At 69.7% G+C, this 20854-nt stretch carries 19 protein-coding genes; 8 read left to right on the forward strand and 11 right to left on the reverse strand.

The window, feature by feature from the left end:
- Positions 1-34: 34 nt before the first annotated feature.
- A complete protein-coding gene (locus tag T333_RS09130; protein WP_067781613.1) occupies positions 35-820 on the reverse strand; it encodes an electron transfer flavoprotein subunit beta/FixA family protein in 786 nt (261 codons plus the stop codon).
- Positions 821-1012: 192 nt separating this feature from the next.
- Here T333_RS09130 and T333_RS09135 point away from each other — a divergent pair, with 192 nt between their 5' ends.
- From T333_RS09135 to T333_RS09145, 3 genes are read left to right on the forward strand one after another with little or no spacing between them, the layout of a single operon-like run.
- Positions 1013-1822: a class I SAM-dependent methyltransferase gene (locus T333_RS09135; RefSeq protein WP_496424213.1), complete on the forward strand. Its 810-nt coding sequence runs from the start codon at positions 1013-1015 to the stop codon at positions 1820-1822.
- Positions 1819-3405 carry a 1,4-alpha-glucan branching protein domain-containing protein gene (locus tag T333_RS09140; RefSeq protein WP_496424214.1) on the forward strand — a complete coding sequence of 529 codons (1587 nt, stop codon included), beginning with the start codon at positions 1819-1821 and terminating at the stop codon, positions 3403-3405. The genes T333_RS09135 and T333_RS09140 overlap by 4 nt, the downstream gene beginning before the upstream one ends.
- Positions 3402-4664 (forward strand): glycosyltransferase family 4 protein, encoded by a 1263-nt coding sequence (locus T333_RS09145; protein ID WP_354999170.1) that lies wholly within the window; start codon positions 3402-3404, stop codon positions 4662-4664. The genes T333_RS09140 and T333_RS09145 overlap by 4 nt, the downstream gene beginning before the upstream one ends.
- A gap of 64 nt (positions 4665-4728) precedes the next feature.
- Here the strand turns inward: T333_RS09145 and T333_RS09150 are convergent, their stop codons facing one another.
- A complete protein-coding gene (locus T333_RS09150; protein ID WP_496424215.1) occupies positions 4729-6060 on the reverse strand; it encodes an outer membrane protein assembly factor BamB family protein in 1332 nt (443 codons plus the stop codon).
- A 242-nt stretch (positions 6061-6302) separates the two neighbouring features.
- Here T333_RS09150 and T333_RS09155 point away from each other — a divergent pair, with 242 nt between their 5' ends.
- Both T333_RS09155 and T333_RS09160 read left to right on the forward strand, forming a co-directional pair.
- The gene (locus T333_RS09155; protein ID WP_354999168.1) at positions 6303-7052 is read left to right on the forward strand and encodes an acyltransferase; all 750 of its coding nucleotides are present in this window, start codon (positions 6303-6305) and stop codon (positions 7050-7052) included.
- A gap of 41 nt (positions 7053-7093) precedes the next feature.
- Positions 7094-7633 (forward strand): DUF1697 domain-containing protein, encoded by a 540-nt coding sequence (locus tag T333_RS09160; RefSeq protein WP_496424216.1) that lies wholly within the window; start codon positions 7094-7096, stop codon positions 7631-7633.
- A gap of 19 nt (positions 7634-7652) precedes the next feature.
- Here T333_RS09160 and T333_RS09165 read toward each other — a convergent pair whose 3' ends face one another.
- The 9 genes from T333_RS09165 to ctaD form a co-directional block, all read right to left on the reverse strand.
- Positions 7653-8846 (reverse strand): THUMP-like domain-containing protein, encoded by a 1194-nt coding sequence (locus T333_RS09165; protein WP_496424217.1) that lies wholly within the window; start codon positions 8844-8846, stop codon positions 7653-7655.
- A complete protein-coding gene (locus tag T333_RS09170; protein ID WP_496424218.1) occupies positions 8846-9823 on the reverse strand; it encodes a class I SAM-dependent methyltransferase in 978 nt (325 codons plus the stop codon). Before T333_RS09170 ends, T333_RS09165 begins: the two co-directional genes overlap by 1 nt.
- A 158-nt stretch (positions 9824-9981) precedes the next feature.
- Positions 9982-10758, reverse strand: a complete 777-nt coding sequence (locus T333_RS09175; protein WP_357253336.1) for an enoyl-CoA hydratase-related protein — start codon at positions 10756-10758, stop codon at positions 9982-9984.
- A 58-nt stretch (positions 10759-10816) separates the two neighbouring features.
- A complete protein-coding gene (locus T333_RS09180; RefSeq protein ID WP_354999828.1) occupies positions 10817-11587 on the reverse strand; it encodes an NUDIX hydrolase in 771 nt (256 codons plus the stop codon).
- Between the two features lie 312 nt (positions 11588-11899).
- Positions 11900-12733 carry an ABC transporter ATP-binding protein gene (locus tag T333_RS09185; protein WP_357253484.1) on the reverse strand — a complete coding sequence of 278 codons (834 nt, stop codon included), beginning with the start codon at positions 12731-12733 and terminating at the stop codon, positions 11900-11902.
- 329 nt (positions 12734-13062) lie between these two features.
- Positions 13063-13839 carry an aminoacyl-tRNA hydrolase gene (locus T333_RS09190; protein WP_496424219.1) on the reverse strand — a complete coding sequence of 259 codons (777 nt, stop codon included), beginning with the start codon at positions 13837-13839 and terminating at the stop codon, positions 13063-13065.
- Positions 13840-14289, reverse strand: coding sequence for a protease inhibitor I42 family protein (locus T333_RS09195; protein ID WP_354999162.1), 450 nt, complete (start codon positions 14287-14289; stop codon positions 13840-13842).
- A gap of 89 nt (positions 14290-14378) precedes the next feature.
- Positions 14379-15599, reverse strand: coding sequence for a phosphoserine phosphatase SerB (serB, locus tag T333_RS09200; RefSeq protein ID WP_354999826.1), 1221 nt, complete (start codon positions 15597-15599; stop codon positions 14379-14381).
- 180 nt (positions 15600-15779) lie between these two features.
- Positions 15780-17522, reverse strand: coding sequence for an aa3-type cytochrome oxidase subunit I (ctaD, locus tag T333_RS09205; RefSeq protein ID WP_354999161.1), 1743 nt, complete (start codon positions 17520-17522; stop codon positions 15780-15782).
- Between the two features lie 263 nt (positions 17523-17785).
- Here ctaD and T333_RS09210 point away from each other — a divergent pair, with 263 nt between their 5' ends.
- From T333_RS09210 to T333_RS09220, 3 genes are all read left to right on the forward strand, one after another.
- Complete coding sequence (locus tag T333_RS09210) at positions 17786-18586, forward strand: VOC family protein (RefSeq protein ID WP_354999160.1); 801 nt, start codon at positions 17786-17788, stop codon at positions 18584-18586.
- 71 nt (positions 18587-18657) lie between these two features.
- Entirely contained in the window at positions 18658-19746 is a 1089-nt protein-coding gene (locus T333_RS09215) for an ABC transporter substrate-binding protein (RefSeq protein WP_496424220.1), read from the forward strand.
- A gap of 204 nt (positions 19747-19950) precedes the next feature.
- Positions 19951-20811: a dioxygenase family protein gene (locus T333_RS09220; RefSeq protein WP_496424754.1), complete on the forward strand. Its 861-nt coding sequence runs from the start codon at positions 19951-19953 to the stop codon at positions 20809-20811.
- Positions 20812-20854 lie beyond the last annotated feature (43 nt).

Genomic DNA, 20854 nt, shown 5'->3' on the forward strand with positions numbered 1-20854 from the left:
GTTCTCTCCTAGGAAGTCTCGTCAGCCGGGCGGATCAGATGATCTTCTGACCGATGAGGTACTGGGCGATCTTGGTGCCGCCGTCGCCCTCGTCCGCGATCTTCTCGCCCGCGGTGCGCGGGGGCTTCGGGGTGGACGCGGTGACGGTGGTGCCCGCGTTGGCGACACCCACGGTCGACGGGTCGACGCCCAGATCGGCCAGCGTGAAGACCTGAACTTCCTTCTTCTTGGCCGCCATGATGCCCTTGAAGGACGGGAAGCGCGGCTCGTTGATCTTCTCGGTGACCGAGACGATGGCCGGGAGGGTGGCCTCCAGCTTGAAGACGCCTTCGTCGGTCTCGCGCTCGCCGGTGATCTTGTCGCCGTCGACGGTCAGCTTGCGCAGGTGGGTCAGCTGCGGCAGACCCAGGTACTCCGCGATGATCGCGGGCACCGCACCGGCGCGGCCGTCGGTCGCCTCGTTACCGGCGATGACCAGCTCGACACCCTCGACCTGGCCGAGCGCGCTGGCCAGCACCCACGCGGTCTGCACGGCGTCGGAGCCGTGGATCGCCGGGTCGTTGATGTGGATGGCCTTGTCGGCGCCCATGGAAAGCGCCTTGCGGATGGCCTCGGTGGCGCGGTCCGGACCGGCGGCCAGCACGGTGACCTCACCGCCCTGGGCTTCCTTGATCAGCAGCGCCTCTTCGACGGCGCGCTCGTTGATCTCGTCGAGGACGGCGTCCGCGGCCTCACGGTCCAGGGTGTAGTCACCATCGGACAGCTTGCGCTCGGACCAGGTGTCAGGGACCTGCTTGATGAGTACGACGATGTTCGGCATCGGTCTTCGTCGACCTCCTGTTCTGGGGGCGTTATCTGGTGGTCGCACGAGCTGGGCCGTACGTCCTGTTGAGGTAGCTCAGGGCGTGACACTACCCTACGTTAAGTTACTCGTGGGTAACTTAGTGGCTTCTCTCTCAATACACCGGTCCGGGCGATATCGTGCGCGACCCTTACCAGTAACGTCGGTGTGATGAGCGAGGCTGTGATCCCTGCCGCAGTGGGCGACCCGAGGGTCATAACTGCGGAAAACGCCGGTGCCGACGAACCATTGCCGCTGACCGGCGAGCGCACCGTCCCCGGCATCGCCGAGGAGAACTACTGGTTCCGCAGGCACGAGATCGTCTACGCCCGGCTGCTCGACCGGTGCGCCGGAAAGACCGTGCTGGAGGCCGGTTCCGGCGAAGGTTACGGCGCCGACATGATCGCCGGAGTGGCCGCCAAGGTGATCGGCCTCGACTACGACGCGAGCGCGGTCGCGCACGTACGCGCGCGCTACCCGCGCGTGGAGATGATCCAGGGCAACCTCGCCGCCCTGCCGCTCGACGACGCCTCGGTCGATGTCGTGGTGAATTTCCAAGTCATCGAACACCTTTGGGACCAGAGCCAGTTCCTGCGGGAATGCCATCGAGTGCTGCGCTCCGGCGGCGAGCTGCTGATCAGCACGCCCAACCGGATCACCTTCTCCCCCGGCCGCGACACCCCGCTCAACCCGTTCCACACCCGCGAACTCAACGCGGACGAACTGACCGAACTGCTCGTCGAGGCCGGTTTCGAGGTCGCGCTGATGACCGGCGTGCACCACGGCGCGACGCTGAAAGCGTTGGACGCCAAGCACGGTGGCTCGTTCATCGACGCGCAGATCGAGCGGGCGCTCGCGGGCGAGCCGTGGCCCGCCGAGCTGACCGCCGACGTCGCCGCGGTCTCCATCGACGACTTCGACCTGATCACCGAGGACATCGACGCCAGTCTCGACCTCGTGGCCATCGCGGTGAAGCGTTGACCGACAACGCGGTACCCGGCCAGTTCACCCTGGTCCTGCACTCCCATCTGCCGTGGCTTGCCCACCACGGCCGCTGGCCGGTCGGCGAGGAATGGCTCTACCAGTCCTGGGCCGCGTCCTACCTTCCGGTCGTCGAGGTGCTGAGAACCCTTGCGGCGGAAGGGCGTTCGCATCTGCTCAGCCTCGGCATCACGCCGGTGCTCGCGGCCCAGCTGGACGACCCGCATTGCCTGGCGGGCATGCACCATTGGCTCGGCAACTGGCAGCTGCGCGCCGACGAGGCCGCCATGGCGGGCAATATCGCGCTGGGCAGACACGAGCACCGGCTCGCCGCCGCGGCGCTCACCGAGTTCGAGCTGCGCTGGCGGCACGGCGCGGCGCCGGTCTGGCGCGAACTCGCGGACGCGCAGACGATCGAACTGCTCGGCGGGCCGCTGGCGCACCCGTTCCAGCCGCTGCTGGACCCGCGGCTGCGCGCTTTCCAGCTGCGCGAAGGCCTCGCCGACGCCCGCCAGCGCTGGGGCCACACCCCGACCGGCATCTGGGCGCCGGAGTGCGGATACACGCCGGGCATGGAGATCGGCTACGCCGAGGCTGGTGTGACGCATTTCATGGTCGACGGGCCCGCGCTGCGCGGCGACAGCAGCCTCGGCCGCCCGGTGCGCGACACCGACGTGGTGGCGTTCGGGCGCGATTTGCAGGTGAGCTACCGGGTCTGGTCGCCGAAGTCCGGGTATCCCGGCCAGGCGGCGTACCGTGACTTTCATCACTACGACCACGCGACGGGTCTCAAACCCGCCCGGGTCACCGGCAAGACCGTCGCCGGGCCCGACAAGGCCCCGTACGACCCGGAGCTGGCGGCCGCGGCGGTGGTCCGCGACGTCGACGACTTCGTGCGCACCGTGCGCGATCGACTCGTGGCCGAATCCGAACGCATCGGCCGCCCCGCGCTCGTCGTCGCCGCCTTCGACACCGAGCTGTTCGGGCACTGGTGGCACGAGGGCCCGCAGTGGCTGGCCCAGGTCCTGCGCGCGCTGCCCGAAGCGGGTGTCACCGTCGGCACCCTGGCCGACGCGCGCGAACGCGGCTTCGTGGGTGAGCCCGTGCAGCTGACCGATTCGTCCTGGGGATCCGGAAAGGACTGGCGGGTCTGGGCCGGTGATCAGGTGCGGGATCTGGTCGAACTCAATGACGAAGTCGTGCGGTTGGCGCTGGACACCCTGGACAAGATGCGCGCGGGATCCACGTCTCCGCTGCGCGATCCGGTCGCGGATCAGTTGCTGCGCGAGGCGATCCTGACAGTGTCCAGCGACTGGGCGTTCATGGTCAGCAAGGACTCCGCGGCGGGTTACGCGCGGGAGCGGGCCCACCAGCACGCGCATGCCGTGCGGGAGATCGCGGCGGCGGTCGGCGCGGGTCAAGTCGCCAAAGCGCGGCAGTTGGCGGCAGGATGGTACGCGGCCGACGGATTCTTCCCCGGATTGGATGCGCGACGGCTCCCCAGTGCCGATCCCACCGGGAACCTGGGCCGGGGCCCGCAAGGCCCGGCCGCGGACGGCCCTGCCTATGAAGGACATGCATGAAGATCTTGATGGTGTCGTGGGAATACCCGCCGGTTGTGGTCGGTGGGTTGGGTCGGCACGTGCATCACCTCGCCACCGAACTCGCCGCGGGGGGCCACGAAGTGGTCGTCCTGTCCCGCCGCCCGTCCGGCACCGATTCCGCCACCCACCCGACGCATTCGTTCATCGAGGACGGCGTACTGGTGGTCGCCGTCGCCGAGGATCCGCCCTGCTTCGACTTCGGCGAGGACATGCTGGCCTGGACGCTGGCCATGGGCCACGCGATGGTGCGCGCGGGCGTCGCGCTCGGTAAGCCGGGCATCGGCGACGGCTGGACGCCCGACGTCGTGCACGCGCACGACTGGCTGGTCGCCCATCCCGGCATCGCCCTCGCCGAGTACTACGACGTGCCGCTGGTCTCGACCATTCACGCCACCGAGGCGGGTCGCCACAGCGGCTGGGTCGCGGGCAAGGTCAACAAGCAGGTCCACTCGGTCGAATGGTGGCTCGCCAACGAATCCGACGCGCTGATCACCTGCTCGACCTCGATGCAGGACGAGGTGCAGCGCCTCTACGGTCCCGAGCGCATCCCGATGACCGTCATCCGCAACGGCATCGACGTGGGCGCGTGGACCTTTCGGCCGCGCGCGCCACGCTCCGGCCCGCCGCGGCTGCTGTACGTCGGCAGGCTGGAATACGAGAAGGGCGTGCAGGACGCCATCGCCGCCCTGCCCCGCATCCGCCGCGCCCACCCCGGCACCACGCTGACCGTCGCCGGCGTCGGCACCCAGTTCGAATGGCTGCGGGAACGGGCTCGGGTGCACCGCGTCGCGCGCGCGGTGACCTTCGCCGGTCAGCTCGGTCACCAGGAGCTGCTCGGCTGGCTGCACGGCGCCGACGCCATCGTGCTGCCGAGCCGCTACGAGCCGTTCGGCATCGTCGCGCTGGAGGCGGCCGCCGCGGGCACCCCGCTGATCACCTCCACCGCGGGCGGGCTCGGCGAAGCGGTCATCGACGGCGTCACCGGCGCCTCCTTCGAACCCGCCGACGTGGACGGTCTGGTGGAGGCGGTGCGCGCCACGCTGGACGATCCCGTCGCCACGCAGGACCGCGCCTACGCCGCGCGGGAGCGTCTGACCGCGGACTTCGCCTGGGACGTGGTCGCCGCGGAGACCGCGCAGGTGTACTCGGAAGCCAAACGCCGGGTGCGCAACCCGCTCGGCAGGCCGGTCATCGTGGAACGTCCGCTGCCGGAACGGGATCCGAACAACCCGATCTGATCGGCGCTGCCGGACGCAGTCCGGCCGAAGACCGCGCACGGCCGGAGCGGATACGGAGCTGCGCCTACTCCGGCTTGAAAACGAAGACCTCGCCGATTCGCGTGGCCAGCACCACCTCGCCCTCGGCGCCGACCGAGGTGCCGGTGGTGCTGCCCTTCGCGCCGGGCAGCACGTCGGCATCGATGGTGTCGCCGCTGCCGGTGTCGAAGGTGATCAGGCTCAGGCCCTCGCGGATCGCCGCCACGGTGTAGCCGGTACCGCCCGCGGTCTGCACCGGCACGCCACGCAGCGCGAGATCCTTGCGCTCCCAGACCGTTTCGGCGGTCTCACCGGTGTCGCGCAGGGCGAGCAGGTAACCCTCGTCGCCCGCCGGGATGATCAGACCGTCGGCGGAGACCGAGATTCCGCCGGTCGGTGTGAATCCCAGCGGCCGCACCCACTTGGTGCGACCGTCGGCGGTGTCGACGGCGATCAGCCGCTCGGTGTTGTCGCCGACGTAGACCGTGCCGCCGTCCGCGGAGAGCGCGGGACCGGTGGCGCTGCCGTCGGTCAGTATCTCCGCGCGCCACTCCTGCTGAATCTTGTTGTCGACGTAGCGCAGAGCGACCAGCGCCGCGTTCGGCGAACCGGGCTGCCACACGGTGACGTAGAAGCGACCGGTGGACTCCTCGATCGCCGAGATGTTCGCGACCGGGCATTGCGGGCCGCCGGTGGCGCAGTCGTCGAGACCCTGGCCCGAAGCCGGGCGGGTCAGGTCGGGGTGCTCCATGAAGTCGGGCTCGCCGAGCAGCTGAAGGGTCGGCACGGTCCGCAGGCCGGTCTGCCGGTCGAGCACGTCCACCTGGCCGGACTGGGTGATGGTGAGCAGCCTGCTGTCACCGGTGAACTGCACCGAAACCGGCACGCCCGCAACGGCTGTGCGCCAGCGCGGCTGACCGAGGTAGTTGTAGGAGTTCACCGCGCCGTCGTCGCCGACGTAGACGTTGCTCACGCCGTCCACGGCGGTGGGCGACGAGATCGCGTTGGGGCCGAGCACATCACAGAAACGCTTGCGGCCGGTCGGCATCTGGAACGACAGGATGGCGCATCCGTTGGGGGTGCGGGTGGTCAGGAACAGCTGGCCTTCGGCGCCGATGGTGACCGGCTGCTCGATGGGACCGGCGGCGGGCCTGGACCAGCTCAGCGTCAGCGAGCGCGCGCCGGTCACGGGGCTGACGCCGCTGTTGCGACCGTCGTGGTGCGCGGCGGGCCAACCCTTCCCGGGGCCGACCGTGATGTCGTCGACGTCGGTGCCGCAGGCGGTCAGCGCGAGCGCGCCCATGGCGGCCAGCGCGGCCACCGCACGCACCCGGGATCGCGGCTGTGTGGCGACAGCCCGCACGCTACCGGTTCGCACCTGCTGTTCTCCCCTCTGGTCGGTGGCCGCTCGCAAGACTAGCCGGTGTTCGATTTGCCGCGCCTGCGGCACGGCGTGTTCGCGGCCCCCTGGTGTCTCGCGCTCGAGCGACCGCTGCTGGCGACGGTGTCGCGGGCGAACGTGAGGGTAGAGCAGGCGGTGATGCGGCGCGAAAGTACGCTGTGTAGCCAAAGACACCCCTCGGGTCGCCGGCCCCGGGGAACACGACGGGAGAACGGTTCGTGACGAGCATGTGGGGCGCACCGTTGCGCTCGCGGTGGCGGGGTTCGCGCCGCCGGGATCCGCAGCAGGCGCGATTTCTGACCATGGCGTCGCTGCGCTGGGTGCTCGCCAACCGCGCCTACACGCCCTGGTATCTGGTCCGCTACTACCGGCTGTTCAAGTTCAAGCTGACGAACCCGCACATCGTGCTGCGCGGCATGGTGTTCCTCGGCCGCCGGGTCGAGATCCACGCGACCCCCGAGCTGAGCCGGATGGAGATCGGTCGCTGGGTGCACATCGGCGACGGCAACGCCATCCGCTGCCACGAGGGCTCGCTGCGCATCGGCGACAAGGTGGTGTTCGGCAAGGACAACGTCGTCAACACCTACCTCGACATCGAGATCGGCGAATCGACCCTGGTCGCCGACTGGTGCTACATCTGCGACTTCGACCACAAGATGGACGACATCACGCTGCCCATCAAGGACCAGGGCATCGTGAAGAGCCCCGTCCGCATCGGCCCCGACACCTGGATCGCCGCCAAGGTGACCGTGCTGCGCGAGACCCGGGTCGGCCGCGGCTGCGTGCTCGGCGCGCACGCGGTGGTCAAGGGCGAGATCCCGGACTACAGCATCGCCGTCGGCGCACCGGCCAAGGTGGTCAAGAACCGCAAGGCCACCTGGGAGGCGGGCGCCGAGGAGCGGGCGAAGTACATCGCCGCGCTGGAGGACATCGAACGCAAGAAGAACGGCGCCACCCAGCAGGTGTAGTTCGACGCGAGTCGTCGGTCCGCTCGAGTACGGTCGTTGGCATGAACAGGTACGCGGCGCTGCTGCGCGGGATCATGCCGACCAACCCGAACATGCGCAACGAGAAGTTGCGCGCGGTGTTCGAAGGACTCGGCTTCGAGAAGGTCGCGACGATCCTCTCCAGCGGCAACGTGGTGTTCCGCTGCGCCGACACCGACGCGGCGGCGCTGGAGGACCGGATCCAAGAAGCCTTGAACCGGGAACTGGGGATTCCGGGCGGGACCATCGTGCGCAGCTACGAGGAACTGCGCGAGTTGCTCGATCGCGACCCGTTCGAGGGCCTCACCCACGAGCGGGGCTCGTACCTCACGGTGACTTTCTTCAAGGACCAGAGCCCGAGCATCGAGCACCCCGACACCGGCGACGCGCTGACCCGAATCATCGGCTACGACGCCGAGGCGCGCGCGTTCCTCACGGTCATCGACAACAGCACGCCGAAGACCCCGGACTTCATGGCCTGGCTGGACAAGACCTACGGCAAGGACATCACCACCCGCACCTGGCTGACGGTGCAGCGGATCGTGAAGAAACTGGAGTCGTAGGACGACGGAATCCCGCTTGTCAGGTTGCGGCATGCGCCGTACACAGGAACACCGTGGCGGCGCGGCCGATTCGGGTGATCACCAAGGTATAGGGCACGCTGCCCTCGAGCTTGAGACGTTTACGCAGCGCGTCCGGGTCGACGCCCACGCCGCGCACCAGAATCTCCAGCGCCCCGCAATCGCGGCGGGCCAGCTCTCGGCGCAGTGTCTTCTCACGCAGTTCGAGCCGGTCCTCGATACGGAAGCCGCGGACACCCGCGGGGACAGTCTCGCCCGTGAGGTAGGCGATGTGTGGATCCAGCTGCCACAGACCGTGTCTCGCGGCGTAGTGCCGCACCAGCCCGGCGCGGACGATCGCGCCGTCGGGGTCGATGATCCACTCGCCTGGCGGGCGGTCGGGTAGTTCGTCCGGCTCGGCGTCGGTGACGACCTCCGGCACGCCGCGTGAACTCAGCACCGTGGCGCGGCGGGTGACGCCGGATTCGGCCAGGCCCACCGACCACAGGCACGCCTCGCGCACCGCGCCGTCCAGCGAGACCACCTCGATCTCGCCGGACCAGTCGAGCCGGTCGAAATCCAGTCCGGGCGCGCACTTCACGGCGATGTCGCGACCCGCGTAGGCGTCGAGCAGATCGGGCAGCGGAGGTTGCAGCTTGGCAGGGTCGTGGGTGCGGCGACCGTCCGAGCGGCGTGCCGGATCGGCGATGACCACCGTGCCGGTACTGCTCGGCACGACGGCATCGGCCTTGGCCAGCAACACATTTCCGGTACCGGAGAGCGGCCACCAGCGGGCGCCGAGGTTGTGCGCGGCGATCGCCAGCCGCACCTCGTCCAGGTCGCTGCCGACGACGGCGGGGCACACCTCGGCCAGCTCGACGAGTTCGGCGCCGATGGAACAGGTGACGTCGTGCACGGCCCGCCCCGCCAGCCGGGCCGCCCGGTGCCGGGCGACCGTGGTCGGCGTCGCCTGCTGGAGCGCGTCGTCGGTGAAGAGCCACTCCCCCGCGCCGTGCAGTTTGGCGGCGGCCTTCCGGCGCAGCCGCACGGTCTCCACGAGAGCGGCGGCGTTCTCCCCGTGGTCGCGACGCACCCGCTCCAGATCGCGCAGGTGCGTCGCGGGAGACAGTTCCAGCCGGTCCGCCTCGGCCAGCGCGGCACGCCCTGTCGCGGAGGCGAGGAAGGCGATGTCCGCGCGACCGAAGCGGTAGCCCACTACTTGGCGGACGCGCCCGGCTTCACGCCGGTGATCATGGCGTTGTAGAAGAACTGGCGCGGCACCACGCGGCGCATGATGTTCTCGTCCACCCAGCTCAGTCCGAGCCAGGCGCGGTACATCGCCATCCGGTAGCCCATGCCGAGCTTCTCGGCGGGCACAGCCGCCTCGAAGGTGCGCACCGGCCAACCCCACAGCGCGGCGGCGAATTCCTCGGTGCTCGCCTTGACGTCGACCGCGCCCGCGGACCGGGCCATCGACTCGAGGTCGCGGGGATCGAAGGTGTGCAGGTCGACGACCGCCTCCAGCGCCGCGGCGCGCGAGGACTCGTCGAGCTCCTCCTGCGGACGCCGCCAGCCCGCCAGCGCGGGCAGCTTGGTGACCGAGGTGGTGGCCTTCCAGGTGATGCGGCCGAGCCAGCGGGCGTAGAAGTTGCCCACGGTGGTCGGCTCACCGGCGAAGACGAAGCGACCGCCGGGCTTGAGCACCCGCAGGCACTCCTTCAGCGCCAGCTCCACATCCGGGATGTGGTGCAGCACAGCGTGACCGACGACCAGGTCGAAGGTGTCGTCGTCGTAGGGGATGGTCTCGGCGTCGGCGACTCGGCCGTCCACGTCCAGACCCAGGTTCTCCGCGTTGCGCAGCGCCACCTTCACCATGCCGGGCGAGAGGTCGGTGACCGAGCCGGACTCGGCGACGCCGCCCTGCATCAGGTTCAGCAGGAAGAACCCGGTGCCGCAGCCGAGCTCGAGCGCCTTCCCGTAGGGCAGCGGCGCGGGGCCCACCGCGGCGTCGAAGCGGCCGCGGGCGTATTCGATGCAGCGCTCGTCATAGGAGATGGACCATTTGTCGTCGTAGGTCTCCGCTTCCCAGTCGTGGTAGAGCACCTGGGCGAGCTTCGTATCCTTGAGCGCTGCTTCGACCTCGGCCTCGGTGGCATGCGGGTTCGGCGCGGGGTCGTCGGGACGTACCGTCATGGTCGCCTAGCCTACATAAATCCCCAGATGAAGCCCGCTATCGGCCCGGGCTTCTTGCGGAGTGCTGGACCGAGGGTCGAAGGAGAACCTGTTCCCATCAGGGCAATCCCCTGGCACACCCCTTTCGGACCGATCGGTATGTGTGCGGGCGGCTGCCTTCAGCGACCGACGAAGGCCGCGGAACCCGGCCCGTCGGCGACGTAGGACTCCGTGCCGATCCGGCGGTCCTCGGTGGCGAACAGACCGGTCCACTCGCCCCGCGCGCGGTCCAAACCGTGCGGACCGGCCTCGAATACCGCCTTGGCCGCGGCCAGCGCGCGGCCGGGGCCGTCGGTGAAGCGTTCGGCCCAGCGCAGCGCGGCGGCGAAGACGTCGTCGGGCGCGACGACTTCGTCGACCAAGCCGAGCGCGCGCGCCTCGTCCGGCTCCACGAAACGCCCGGTGTAGACGAGGTCCTTGGCCGGGCCGGGACCGATCAGCAGCGAGAGCCGCCGGATACCCGCGAGCGGGATGAGTCCCGCGTGGATCTGCGGCAGGCCGAGCTTGACGTTGTCGCCGATGACGCGACGATCGGCGCCGAGGGCGAGCTCCAGCCCGGCGCCGAGGCAATACCCGCTGATCGCGGCGACGGTCGGCTGCGGAACCTTGGCCAGGCACCCCAGCGCGGACTGCACGTCGGCGGCCATCGCCTCGGCCTGGTCGGCGTCCAGGGCGGCCAGCTCGGCCACGTCGTCACCCGCGGAGAACACCCGCTCGTCCCCGTACACCACGAGGGCCGCGACCCGCGGATGCGCCGCCACCGCCGCCGCGGCCTCGGCCACCTCCCGCACCACCTGAACGTTGAGCAGGTTCATCGGCGGACGAGCGATCCGCAGGACGGCGACGCCCCGCGCGCCATCCCCTTCCGGCAGCTCCAAGGTCACGAATTCGGCCATGGCACGCACGCTACCTTCCACCCCTGCCGCACCCCGCATCTCCGCGGGCCTCGCTCGGCTACCGACGGGCGGAACCTTTGAGCTTGCCCGCTTCGGGAAGGTCCGCGAAGTAGCGGTCGTTGCCGGGGAAGCTCAGCATCTTGGTGCCGTTGGTGTCGGTGAACTCCGGCATGATCGCGTCGATGACCGGCTCGGCCGCGAAGATCTCCGCCGTGGAACCGAACCGGCCGAGGGCGTCCAGCTGGGACCAGGTCGGCGGGAGCAGGATGTCGGTGCCCGCGCGCCAGCGGTCCAGCGCCTCGGCCGGGGTGCTCCACTGGACCTCGGCGGCCTCGGAGGTCGCGCCGTCGGCCAGCTGGCCCTGCGGCAGGACGGCGACGAAGAAGTGGGTGTCGTAGCGGCGCGGCTCGATGACCGGGGTGATCCAATTCGCCCACGGGCGCAGCAGATCCGCGCGCAGCACCAGCTTCTCCTCGGCGAGGAAGGTGGCGAGGGAGAGTTCGCGGCGCTCGAGCTTGCCGCGGGCCTCGCGGTACGGGGCGGTGTCCTCGACGACGGTGTCGGCAGTCGGGCCCGCGAGCAAGACGCCGCATTCCTCGAAGGTCTCCCGGACCGCCGCGCACACCAGCGCCTTCGCGCGGGGCTCGGTGCTCGCGAACCGCTCGGCCCACCAGGCCGGATCCGGACCCGCCCAGTCGATCTCGATGGTGCTGTCGGCGGGATCGACGCCCCCGCCCGGGAACACCGTCATGCCCGCGGCGAAAGCCATCGCCCCGACTCGTCGCTGCAGGAACACCTCGGGACCGTTCGCCCCGTCGCGCACCAGCATCACCGTGGACGCGTCCTTCGGAGCCGGGGGTTCCTGCGGCTGCGCGTCAGCCGACGTCGTTGTCTCACTCACACCTGCACCCTAACGCGCGCTTGGTTCGCGCCTATCGCCACAGCCGCCGCAGGACCAGCGACCACGCTACGCCGACGTGCGCTCCCGCCGCGCCGCATGACCGCAGCGCAGGCTGAGGGGGCTCGAGGCGCGCTTGGCTTTCCAGACCCCAGTCGGCGCGCGATCTGCAACCGGGCACACGCAGGCCGAACGTGCGCTGTCCACCGGCCCGTCGCGAGGCCAGCTGCGCTCGTGTGCTGCCTAGCGGGAGCGGTGTTTTCCCGCGCGGCGGGCGCGGCGGGCGAAGTAGCGGCCGTCGACGCGGTCGAGGGCGATGGATTGGCGGAAGGCGTCGCTGAGGTTCTCCGAGGTGAGCACGTCGGTGAGCAGGCCCTGCGCGACCACCTCGCCCTCGTTGAGCAGCAGGCCGTGGGTGAAGCCGGGCGGGATCTCCTCCACGTGGTGGGTGACCAGCACCATGGCGGGCGCCTCGGGGTCCGCGGCGAGATCGCCGAGGCGCTCGACAAGTTCCTCGCGACCGCCCAGGTCGAGACCGGCCGCCGGTTCGTCGAGCAGCAGCAGTTCCGGGTCGGGCATCAGGGCGCGGGCGATGAGCACCCGCTTGCGCTCGCCTTCGGACAGGGTGCCGTAGGTGCGGTCGGAAAGGTGTTCGGCGCCCAGGCTTTCCAGCATGTCGATGGCGCGGTCGGTGTCGACGTCGTCGTAGCGTTCACGCCAGCGGCCGAGCACGGCGTACCCCGCGGACACCACGAGGTCGCTGACCTTCTCGTCCAGCGGCACGCGATTGGCCAGCGCCGCCGAGGAGAGGCCGATGCGCGGCCGCAGCTCGTTGACGTCGACCTTGCCGATCACCTCGCCGAGCAGGTGGGCGATGCCCGAGGTCGGGTGCATTTCGGCGGCGGCCATGCGCAGCAGGGAGGTCTTGCCCGCGCCGTTCGGGCCGAGCACGACCCAGCGTTCGTCGAGCTCGACCTGCCAGGTGACCGGACCGACGAGGGTGTGCCCCGAGCGTCGGACGGTCACGTCGGTGAAATCAATGAGCAGATCGGGATCCGGTTGCGGCACGCGCTCCATCTTGGCCCACATGCGCCGGGTTTGTCCGACCGACCCACAACGCTCGCACGGAACCGGGCATCCGGTCGGCCACGCGAGCCACCAAGGCGCGCCGCCTGGCTCGGGCGGGGCGCGGTCGATCCGACGGCGGCCCACCGATCGGCCGGAACATCCTGGCGACGATGAGGGCCAGCGGCAACGAAAGCAGCACCCATCCGGCGAGAATCCACAGCAGCGTCGTCATGACAACCTCCGGAGACAGCGGGGGCGCGGTCCTGTTCCGTCACTGATACCCAAATACCCACCGCCCACACCTGAGTGCGGCGGCAGCGGCCGGTCCGGCGAGCGGATCACCAGGCCTCGGGTGGCACCGCGATCACCGTCAGCGAACCCGGAGCGATCTCGGTGAAGCCCGCGTCTCGCACGGCCACCGCGCCGCCCGACCGCACCAGGCCGCTCAGCGCCTGCCATCGCGCGGGGTCGGCTTCGCGCACCGCGCAATGGTATTCGCGCCGAGACCACCGGTAGGCGTCCTCGGGACGCAGCGCGGCCGCCAGCAGCATACTGGCGTGGCCGACCTGCGCCGCGCTCTTGCCCAGCGTCATGCCGAGCGCCGAGTTCACCCACAGCACAGGAAGATTCGGGTCGGCGGGCCCCGGGTCGTCGTGATCGAGGTCGGTGCCGCCGATCTGGAGCTTCTTGATCCGCGGGTCCACCTCGCCGACCGCGCTCGGCACGAAGGCCCGCGCCTGCGCGCCGCCGATCTCCGCGGTGACGCCGTCGACCTCGTTCGCCGCCAGCCACTGCGCACCGCGAGCGCGCCGCGCCACCTTGCGGATGCGGGAGCGCTTCCACGCGAGATACCGCTGCGCCCAAGGGCCGTCCGGTCCGACCCGTTCGTCCAGGCACAGCGCGACCGCCGAGGCCGCGGCGGCGGCGAGCAACGCGCTGCGCGCGGGCGGATCGGCTTTGGGCAGGTGCAGCACCATCTGCATCGCCTGCACCTGATCGGGGTCGTCGGGATCGCCCGCGCCGCCGTAGCCGAGCGCGAGTTCCGCGTGCCGGATGCGGAATCCCTCTTCCCCCGTGGACAATTCGTCCACGATGCCGCTCTCCGGACTGCTCATTCACTCCACCTCGACCCTCAACGTGAACTTCTGCGCGGGCTCGACACCGTGCTCCCACGGGCGCGCGTACTCCAGTGCAAGCTCGGTGACACCCGCGGCATTCCCGACGAACGTCCACACCGCGGTGCCGCCGGAACCCGGCGCGATCGGCCGGTCCGCATCCGGCCGGTAATCCGGCTCGCCTTCGGGACGCAGCACGTTCTGGTCCAGCGCGGCGAGCCGCCAGCCGTACCCGGTCGACGGGTTGGCGGGCAATGTCACGACCAACCGCTGCCCGGTGCGCAGCTCGCGATTCTGCCCGCTGTCGGCCTCGGTCACGTCCATGGCATCTCCCGAACGCTGGGTGGTCGCGGACGCGGTGGACGTCGCGGGCGTGTGCCCTTCGTGATCATCGGTGCCGCACCCGGCGAGCACGACGCCGAACAGCAGCACAACCAGGGACTTCCGCACCGCATTCTCCGATCGCCGAATGATCACCATCCGCAATCAGCGTACGTGCCTGCCGACCGCACCCGACCGGAGCGAAGGCGCAGGCCCGCTCACCGAACCAGCGGCACCCGGCGCATCAACCCGTCGCGCGCGTCGGCGGCCTCCACCTCGTGCCGGGTGACGCCGAGGATGAACAGCACCGCGTCCAGATACGGGTGCGACAGCGCCGTATCGGCGACCTCGCGCAGCGCGGGCTTGGCGTTGAACGCGACACCGAGGCCGGCGGCGTTGAGCATGTCGATGTCGTTGGCGCCGTCACCGACCGCGACGGTCTGCTCCATGGGCACCCCGGCCTCGGCGGCGAACTTGCGCAGCGCGGTCGCCTTGGCGGCGCGGTCGACGATGTCGCCGACGACCCTGCCGGTCAGCTTGCCGTTCTTGATCTCGAGCGTGTTCGCCTGCACGAAGTCGAGTTCGAGTTCGTGCGCGAGCGGTTCGATGACCTGGCGGAAACCGCCGGACACCACGCCGCAGCGGAAGCCGATGCGGCGCAGGGTGCGGATGGTGGTGCGCGCGCCGGGGGTCAGCTCGATCCGGTCGGCGACCTCCTCGATGACCGATTCGTCGAGCCCCTCCAGGGTCGCGACGCGCTGGCGCAGCGATTCGGCGAAGTCGATCTCGCCGCGCATGGCGGCCTCGGTGACCTGACGGACCTGCTCCTCGACACCTGCGTGCGCGGCGAGCATCTCGATGACCTCGCCCTGGATCAGGGTCGAGTCGACGTCGAACACGATGAGCCGCTTGGCCCGACGCGCCAGCCCGGCCCGCTCCACCGCGACGTCGACCTCCTCGGCGACCGCGACCTCGGCCAGCGCCGTGCGCAGCCTGGAGTCGGTGTCCGCGCCGGTATCCGTCGCGGTGACCAGCAGCTCCATCCCGGTGACGGGGTAGTCGGCGATGCCGCGGATGGTGTCGATGTTCGCGCCGAGCACGGCCAGTTCCCGCGACACCGCGCTGAACGCCCGCGCGGTGACCGGCGCGCCGAGGATGACCACCGCGTGCGTGGACATCGGCGCACGCCCGATGGCGGCGCCCACCTCCACGTCGACACTCATGCCGACGGTGTTCATCGCTTCTTCGAGCTCTTCCTGGAGCTCTTCCGGGTCGTTCGGACAGGTGACCAGCACACCGAGGGTGAGTCGGCCGCGGATGACGACCTGCTCCACATCCAGCAGGCTCACCTGGTGCCGCGACATCGCCGCGAGCAGCACGGACGTCACACCGGGGCGGTCGGGTCCGGTGACGGTGACGAGAACGGTGGTGTCGGCCAAGTCTGTGTGCTCCAAGTCTGTGTTCGATTGCCGCTGAGCTCTACCGTATTGGACGCCGACGCCCCGCGGCAGCGGCAGCGTGCGCAACGGCCCGTCAGCCGGGAGCCGTCGACGCACTACACCGGGTAAACACACATGCACCCGCTGGAACCAGCGGGTGCATGCGCGTTGTGTTGCGAACTAGTGCTTCGCCAGCTCGCCCTCGTGGACGGCGGTGGCGTGCTTGCCCGAGCCCCAGCCCACGTGCGCCTCGGCGCGCATGCGCTCGACCATGTGCGGGTAGTGCAGCTCGAACGCGGGACGCTCGGAACGGATACGCGGCAGCTCGTAGAAGTTGTGCCGCGGCGGCGGGCAGGTGGTCGCCCACTCCAGCGAATTGCCGTAGCCCCACGGGTCGTCCACCGTCACGACCTCGCCGTAGCGGTAGCTCTTGAAGATGTTCCAGATGAACGGCAGCATCGAGGCGCCGAGGACGAACGCGCCGATGGTCGAGATGGTGTTCAGCGTGGTGAAACCGTCTGTCGGCAGGTAGTCGGCGTAACGACGCGGCATGCCCTCGTTACCGAGCCAGTGCTGCACGAGGAAGGTGGTGTGGAAGCCGACGAAGGTCGCCCAGAAGTGCCACTTGGCCAGGCGCTCGTCCACCATGCGGCCGGTCATCTTCGGGAACCAGAAGTAGATGCCCGCGAAGGTGGCGAACACGATGGTGCCGAAGAGCACGTAGTGGAAGTGCGCGACCACGAAGTAGGTGTCGGACACGTGGAAGTCCATGGGCGGCGAGGCCAGGATGACACCCGAGAGACCACCGAAGAGGAAGGTCACGAGGAAGCCGAGCGACCACAGCATCGGCGATTCGAAGGTCAGCTGACCGCGCCACATGGTGCCGATCCAGTTGAAGAACTTCACGCCGGTGGGCACCGCGATGAGGAAGGTCATGAAGGAGAAGTACGGCAGCAGCACGGCGCCGGTCGCGTACATGTGGTGCGCCCACACCGCGATGGACAGCGCGGCGATGCCGAGCGTCGCGTAGACCAGCGTGGTGTAACCGAAGATCGGCTTGCGGCTGAAGACCGGGAAGATCTCCGAGACGATGCCGAAGAACGGCAGCGCGATGATGTACACCTCGGGATGGCCGAAGAACCAGAACAGGTGCTGGTAGAGCAGGATGCCGCCGGTGGCCGGGTCGTAGATGTGGCCACCCAGGTGGCGGTCGTAGGCCAGGCCGAACAGCGCCGCGGTGAGCAGTGGGAAGGCGAGCAGCACCAGGACGCTGGTGACGGCGATGTTCCAGGTGAAGATCGGCATCCGGAACATGGTCATGCCGGGGGCGCGCAGGCAGACCACGGTGGTCAGCATGTTCACGCCGCCGAGGATGGTGCCGAGGCCGGAGACGGCGAGGCCGAGGATCCACAGGTCGGTGCCGACGCCGGGCGAGTGCAGGATGTCGGTCAGCGGGACGTACGCGGTCCAGCCGAAGTCGGCGGCGCCGCCCGGGGTGACGAAGCCCGCGGTCGCCATCGAGCCGCCGAACAGGTACAGCCAGTAGCTGAACGCGTTCAGACGCGGGAAGGCGACGTCAGGGGCGCCGATCTGCAACGGCAGGATGATGTTGGCGAAGCCGAACACGATCGCGGTCGCGTAGAACAGCAGCATGATCGTGCCGTGCATGGTGAACAGCTGGTTGAACTGTTCCGGCGAGAGGAACTGCAGGCCGGGGCGCGCCAGCTCGGCACGCATCAGCAGCGCCATCAGACCGCCGACCATGAAGAAGCTGATCGCCGTCACCAGGTACATGGTGCCGAGCACCTTGGGGTCCGTGGTGGTGACCATCTTGTAGAGGAAAGAACCCTTGGGTCCGGTCCGAGCCGGATACGGTCGAGTCGCTTCCAACTGAGGGACTGGTCTGGGCTCTACCGCAGTCACTGATCCTCCTGAAGATGCCTTTAGGTCGCTCCGCGAGCTCCGCTGCTCGCCTTCATCCCGTTCCCGAGACAGCGGACAGTTCGCTTGCGCTCCTGAGATCGTAAACGGTGCCGTCACGGCCGACAGCACGGGTCCTACTCTGCGTCGTATTTCGTTGTTCGCGGGTCGTCCGCGGGATGTCCCACGGCCTACGCCGATGAGTTCGCGACGCCGCGGTCGTCTCTATCCATGACAACCCTTCGTCACCTGCGAGGAGACCGCTGATGACCACCCCGAAGCCGGGCGACCCTGTCTGGGTCGACCTCTACACTGCCGATCCCGAGCGCAGCATCGCCTTCTACGGCGACCTGTTCGGCTGGACCGTCGACCGCGCCGACGCGGAATTCGGCGGCTACCTGACCTTCCGCAAGGACGGCAAGGCCGTCGCGGGCGGGATGGGCCGGACGGACGACGACGGCGACACCGGACCGGATCGGTGGACCGTCTATCTGTCGGCGCCGGACGCCAGGGCCGCCGCCGAGGCCGCGAGCGCGCACGGCGGGTCCGTGATCGTCGAGCCGATGGACGTCGGCGATCTCGGCGCGATGGCGGTGCTCGGTGATCCGGGCGGCGCGGGCGTCGGCGTCTGGCAGGCGGGTTCGTTCGGCGGATTCGAGACCGCGGCCATCGTCGAGGGCGGCAAGTGGCGCGACCATGCGGGCGCACCGTCCTGGTTCGAGCTGCACACCCGCTCCTACGAGAACTCGCTGGCGTTCTACCGCGAGGTGTTCGGCTGGTCCGACACCTTCGAGATGCCCGGCGCACCGGAGTTCCGCTACACCACCATCCACTCGACCAGTCCGATGCTCGGCGGCGTGATGGACGCCTCGGACTTCCTGCCGCCCGGCGCGCCCGCGGGATGGACCGTGTACTTCGGCGCCGACGACGTGGACAAGGCGGTCGCCCAGGTCGTCGCGCTCGGCGGCAAGGTCGTCTCGGCCGCGCAGGACTCCCCGTACGGGCGGATGGCCACCGTCGCCGATCCGACCGGCGCGATCTTCAACCTCGGCGGTGACGTCGCCTGAGAGCTCGCTCGCCGAGGCGCGGGCCGCCCCGCGCCTCGGTGGCGCCGCCGGACGCCTGTACCCTCTCCGGCATGCCGGTGAGCGCACTCGTACGCACCCGAAATCGCGTTGTCGCCGCCCGTTACGGCGCTGTCGTCATCCGTAACGGCACTGTCGCCGTCGCGGCCGTCTGCGCCGCGGTGCTGGTCGGCTGCGGTAACCAGACCGACGACGCGAGTTCGATCATCCGCACCACCACCAACATCGCGGGCGCGGGCGTCGTCGGCCTGGAGCGCGACACGACCAAGGCCTGCGCCCTGCCCAGCGCGCCCGATCAGGCCTCGGGCACCCGCAGCGTCACGCACGCCGCCGGGGTCTCGGAGGTGCCCGCCGATCCGCAGCGCATCGTCGTGCTGACCACCTCCGCGCTGGACGCCACCTGCGCCCTCGGCCTGTGGGAGCGTGTCGTCGGCGCGGTGACCGTGGACGGCGAACGTCCGCAGCCCGAATTCCTCGGCACCGGCGTACTGAAGATCCCGAGCGTCGGCACCGCCGCCGCACCCGACCTGGCCAAGATCGCGGAACTGCGTCCCGACGTCATCATCGGCGAACAGCCCTCGGGCGCGGCCACTTTCGACGCGTTGCGAGCCATCGCACCGACCGTGCTGGTCGGAACATCGAACAGCTGGCAGGCCGAATTCAGCGCCTTCGCGGCGGGTTTGGACCGAAGCGGCGCGGCGAACACGGCCGTGGAGAACTACCGCACCGAAGCCGCCGACATCGGAAACGCCATCGCCGCCAACCAGAGTCAAGCCTCGGTCGTCCGGTTCACCGGCGACGCCGTCCAAGTTCAGGGCGGTGACAGTTTCGCGGGCAGGGTCTTGGCGGACGCGGGCGTCCAGCGCCCCACCGCCCAGCGCGGCGCGTCCTTCGACGTTCCCACCGGCGACCTCGACACCAAGGTCGAAGGCGACATCATCTACGTCGTGCTCGCCGGTGAATCCGGTAAAGCGCAGGGCGAGAAGGTGATGCGCGGCGACGCATGGAAGGAACTGGGCGCCGCGAGCGACCGTCGCGTCTTCGCCGTCGAGGACAGCGTGTGGCACGGCGACGGACTCACCGCCGCCCGCGCACTGCTCAGCGATCTGCAGAAGACGCTGAACGGGTACGTCACCGACTGATCGCACGGCCGCTCCCCTGAACTCACCGCGCGCGGAACCGCGAAGTCCACACCCTCACAGCGAACTCCCAGCGATGTCCCAGTCGGGTCCGAGCAGGGCCTCATACCTTCGCTGTCGACGCGGAACGAGCGGAGGAGGAATGTGGTGGACAGGAATGGTGGGGTGCACGAGCACGATCTCGGTCTGGCGCACGACCTGCGGGTCATGTCGCGGCGGCGAGCGCTGACCTTTCTCGGGATCGCCGGGGCGGCGACGGCGGCGACCGCTTGCGCGACGGCCACGACCACCGGCACGTCGAGCGCTACGAGCACGACCACGAGCGCGGCGGCGAGCGACACGGGCGCGGTGAGCGCGGCGCCGCAGGAGACGGCGGGACCGTACCCGGGTGACGGCTCCAACGGGCCCAATGTGCTCATCGAATCCGGGGTGGTCCGCTCCGACATCACCACCAGCTTCGGCTCGTATTCCGGTGTGGCGGAAGGCGTGCCGATGACACTGCGGCTCTCGCTGCGCGATCTCGCGAAGAACGGCGCCGCGGGCGCGGGCATGGCCGTCTACGTCTGGCATTGCGACCGATCCGGCGCGTACTCGCTCTACAGCCCGGGCGTCACCGACCAGAACTATCTGCGCGGCGTGCAAGTCGCCGACGAGACCGGCGCGGTGACGTTCACCTCGATCTTCCCTGCCTGCTATTCGGGCCGCTGGCCGCACATCCACTTCGAGGTCTACGACTCCTTGGAAACCGCGGTCGCGGGCAGCAACGCCCGCCTCACCTCGCAGATCGCGCTCCCCCAGGACGCGTGCGAGGCGGTCTTCGCGCAGGACTCCGGTTACGCACAGAGCATCCGCAACATGTCCGACGTCTCGCTCGCCTCGGACAACGTGTTCGGCGACGGCTGGGACACGGAGCTGGCCACCGTCACCGGAACACCCGCCTCCGGCCTCACGGTCGCGCTGACCATCGGCGTCGCCGCGAGATCCGAGAACTCCTCTCCCGAAGAGGGTTTCGGTAGACCCGGCGGCCCGCCGTCCGGCCGCCCCGGCGGTCCGCCGCCCGGCCGCTGAGCTCGGGAAACCCGCTGAGCCGTGTGAGACCGGAACCCGCTGA

The sequence above is a fragment of the Nocardia sp. CNS-044 genome, assembly GCF_059570515.1.

Excerpts from the sequence above, each read along its gene's own strand:
- T333_RS09180 (WP_354999828.1), bottom strand. The coding sequence starts at position 11,587 with ATGCTGGTGCGCGACGGGGCGAACGGTCCCGAGGTGTTCCTGCAGCGA.
- T333_RS09175 (WP_357253336.1), bottom strand. The coding sequence starts at position 10,758 with ATGGCCGAATTCGTGACCTTGGAGCTGCCGGAAGGGGATGGCGCGCGG.
- T333_RS09130 (WP_067781613.1), bottom strand. The coding sequence starts at position 820 with ATGCCGAACATCGTCGTACTCATCAAGCAGGTCCCTGACACCTGGTCC.
- T333_RS09145 (WP_354999170.1), top strand. The coding sequence starts at position 3,402 with ATGAAGATCTTGATGGTGTCGTGGGAATACCCGCCGGTTGTGGTCGGT.
- T333_RS09210 (WP_354999160.1), top strand. The coding sequence starts at position 17,786 with ATGACCACCCCGAAGCCGGGCGACCCTGTCTGGGTCGACCTCTACACT.
- T333_RS09160 (WP_496424216.1), top strand. The coding sequence starts at position 7,094 with ATGAACAGGTACGCGGCGCTGCTGCGCGGGATCATGCCGACCAACCCG.
- T333_RS09190 (WP_496424219.1), bottom strand. The coding sequence starts at position 13,839 with ATGAGCAGTCCGGAGAGCGGCATCGTGGACGAATTGTCCACGGGGGAA.
- T333_RS09215 (WP_496424220.1), top strand. The coding sequence starts at position 18,658 with ATGCCGGTGAGCGCACTCGTACGCACCCGAAATCGCGTTGTCGCCGCC.
- T333_RS09185 (WP_357253484.1), bottom strand. The coding sequence starts at position 12,733 with ATGGAGCGCGTGCCGCAACCGGATCCCGATCTGCTCATTGATTTCACC.
- T333_RS09135 (WP_496424213.1), top strand. The coding sequence starts at position 1,013 with ATGAGCGAGGCTGTGATCCCTGCCGCAGTGGGCGACCCGAGGGTCATA.
- T333_RS09170 (WP_496424218.1), bottom strand. The coding sequence starts at position 9,823 with ATGACGGTACGTCCCGACGACCCCGCGCCGAACCCGCATGCCACCGAG.
- T333_RS09220 (WP_496424754.1), top strand. The coding sequence starts at position 19,951 with ATGTCGCGGCGGCGAGCGCTGACCTTTCTCGGGATCGCCGGGGCGGCG.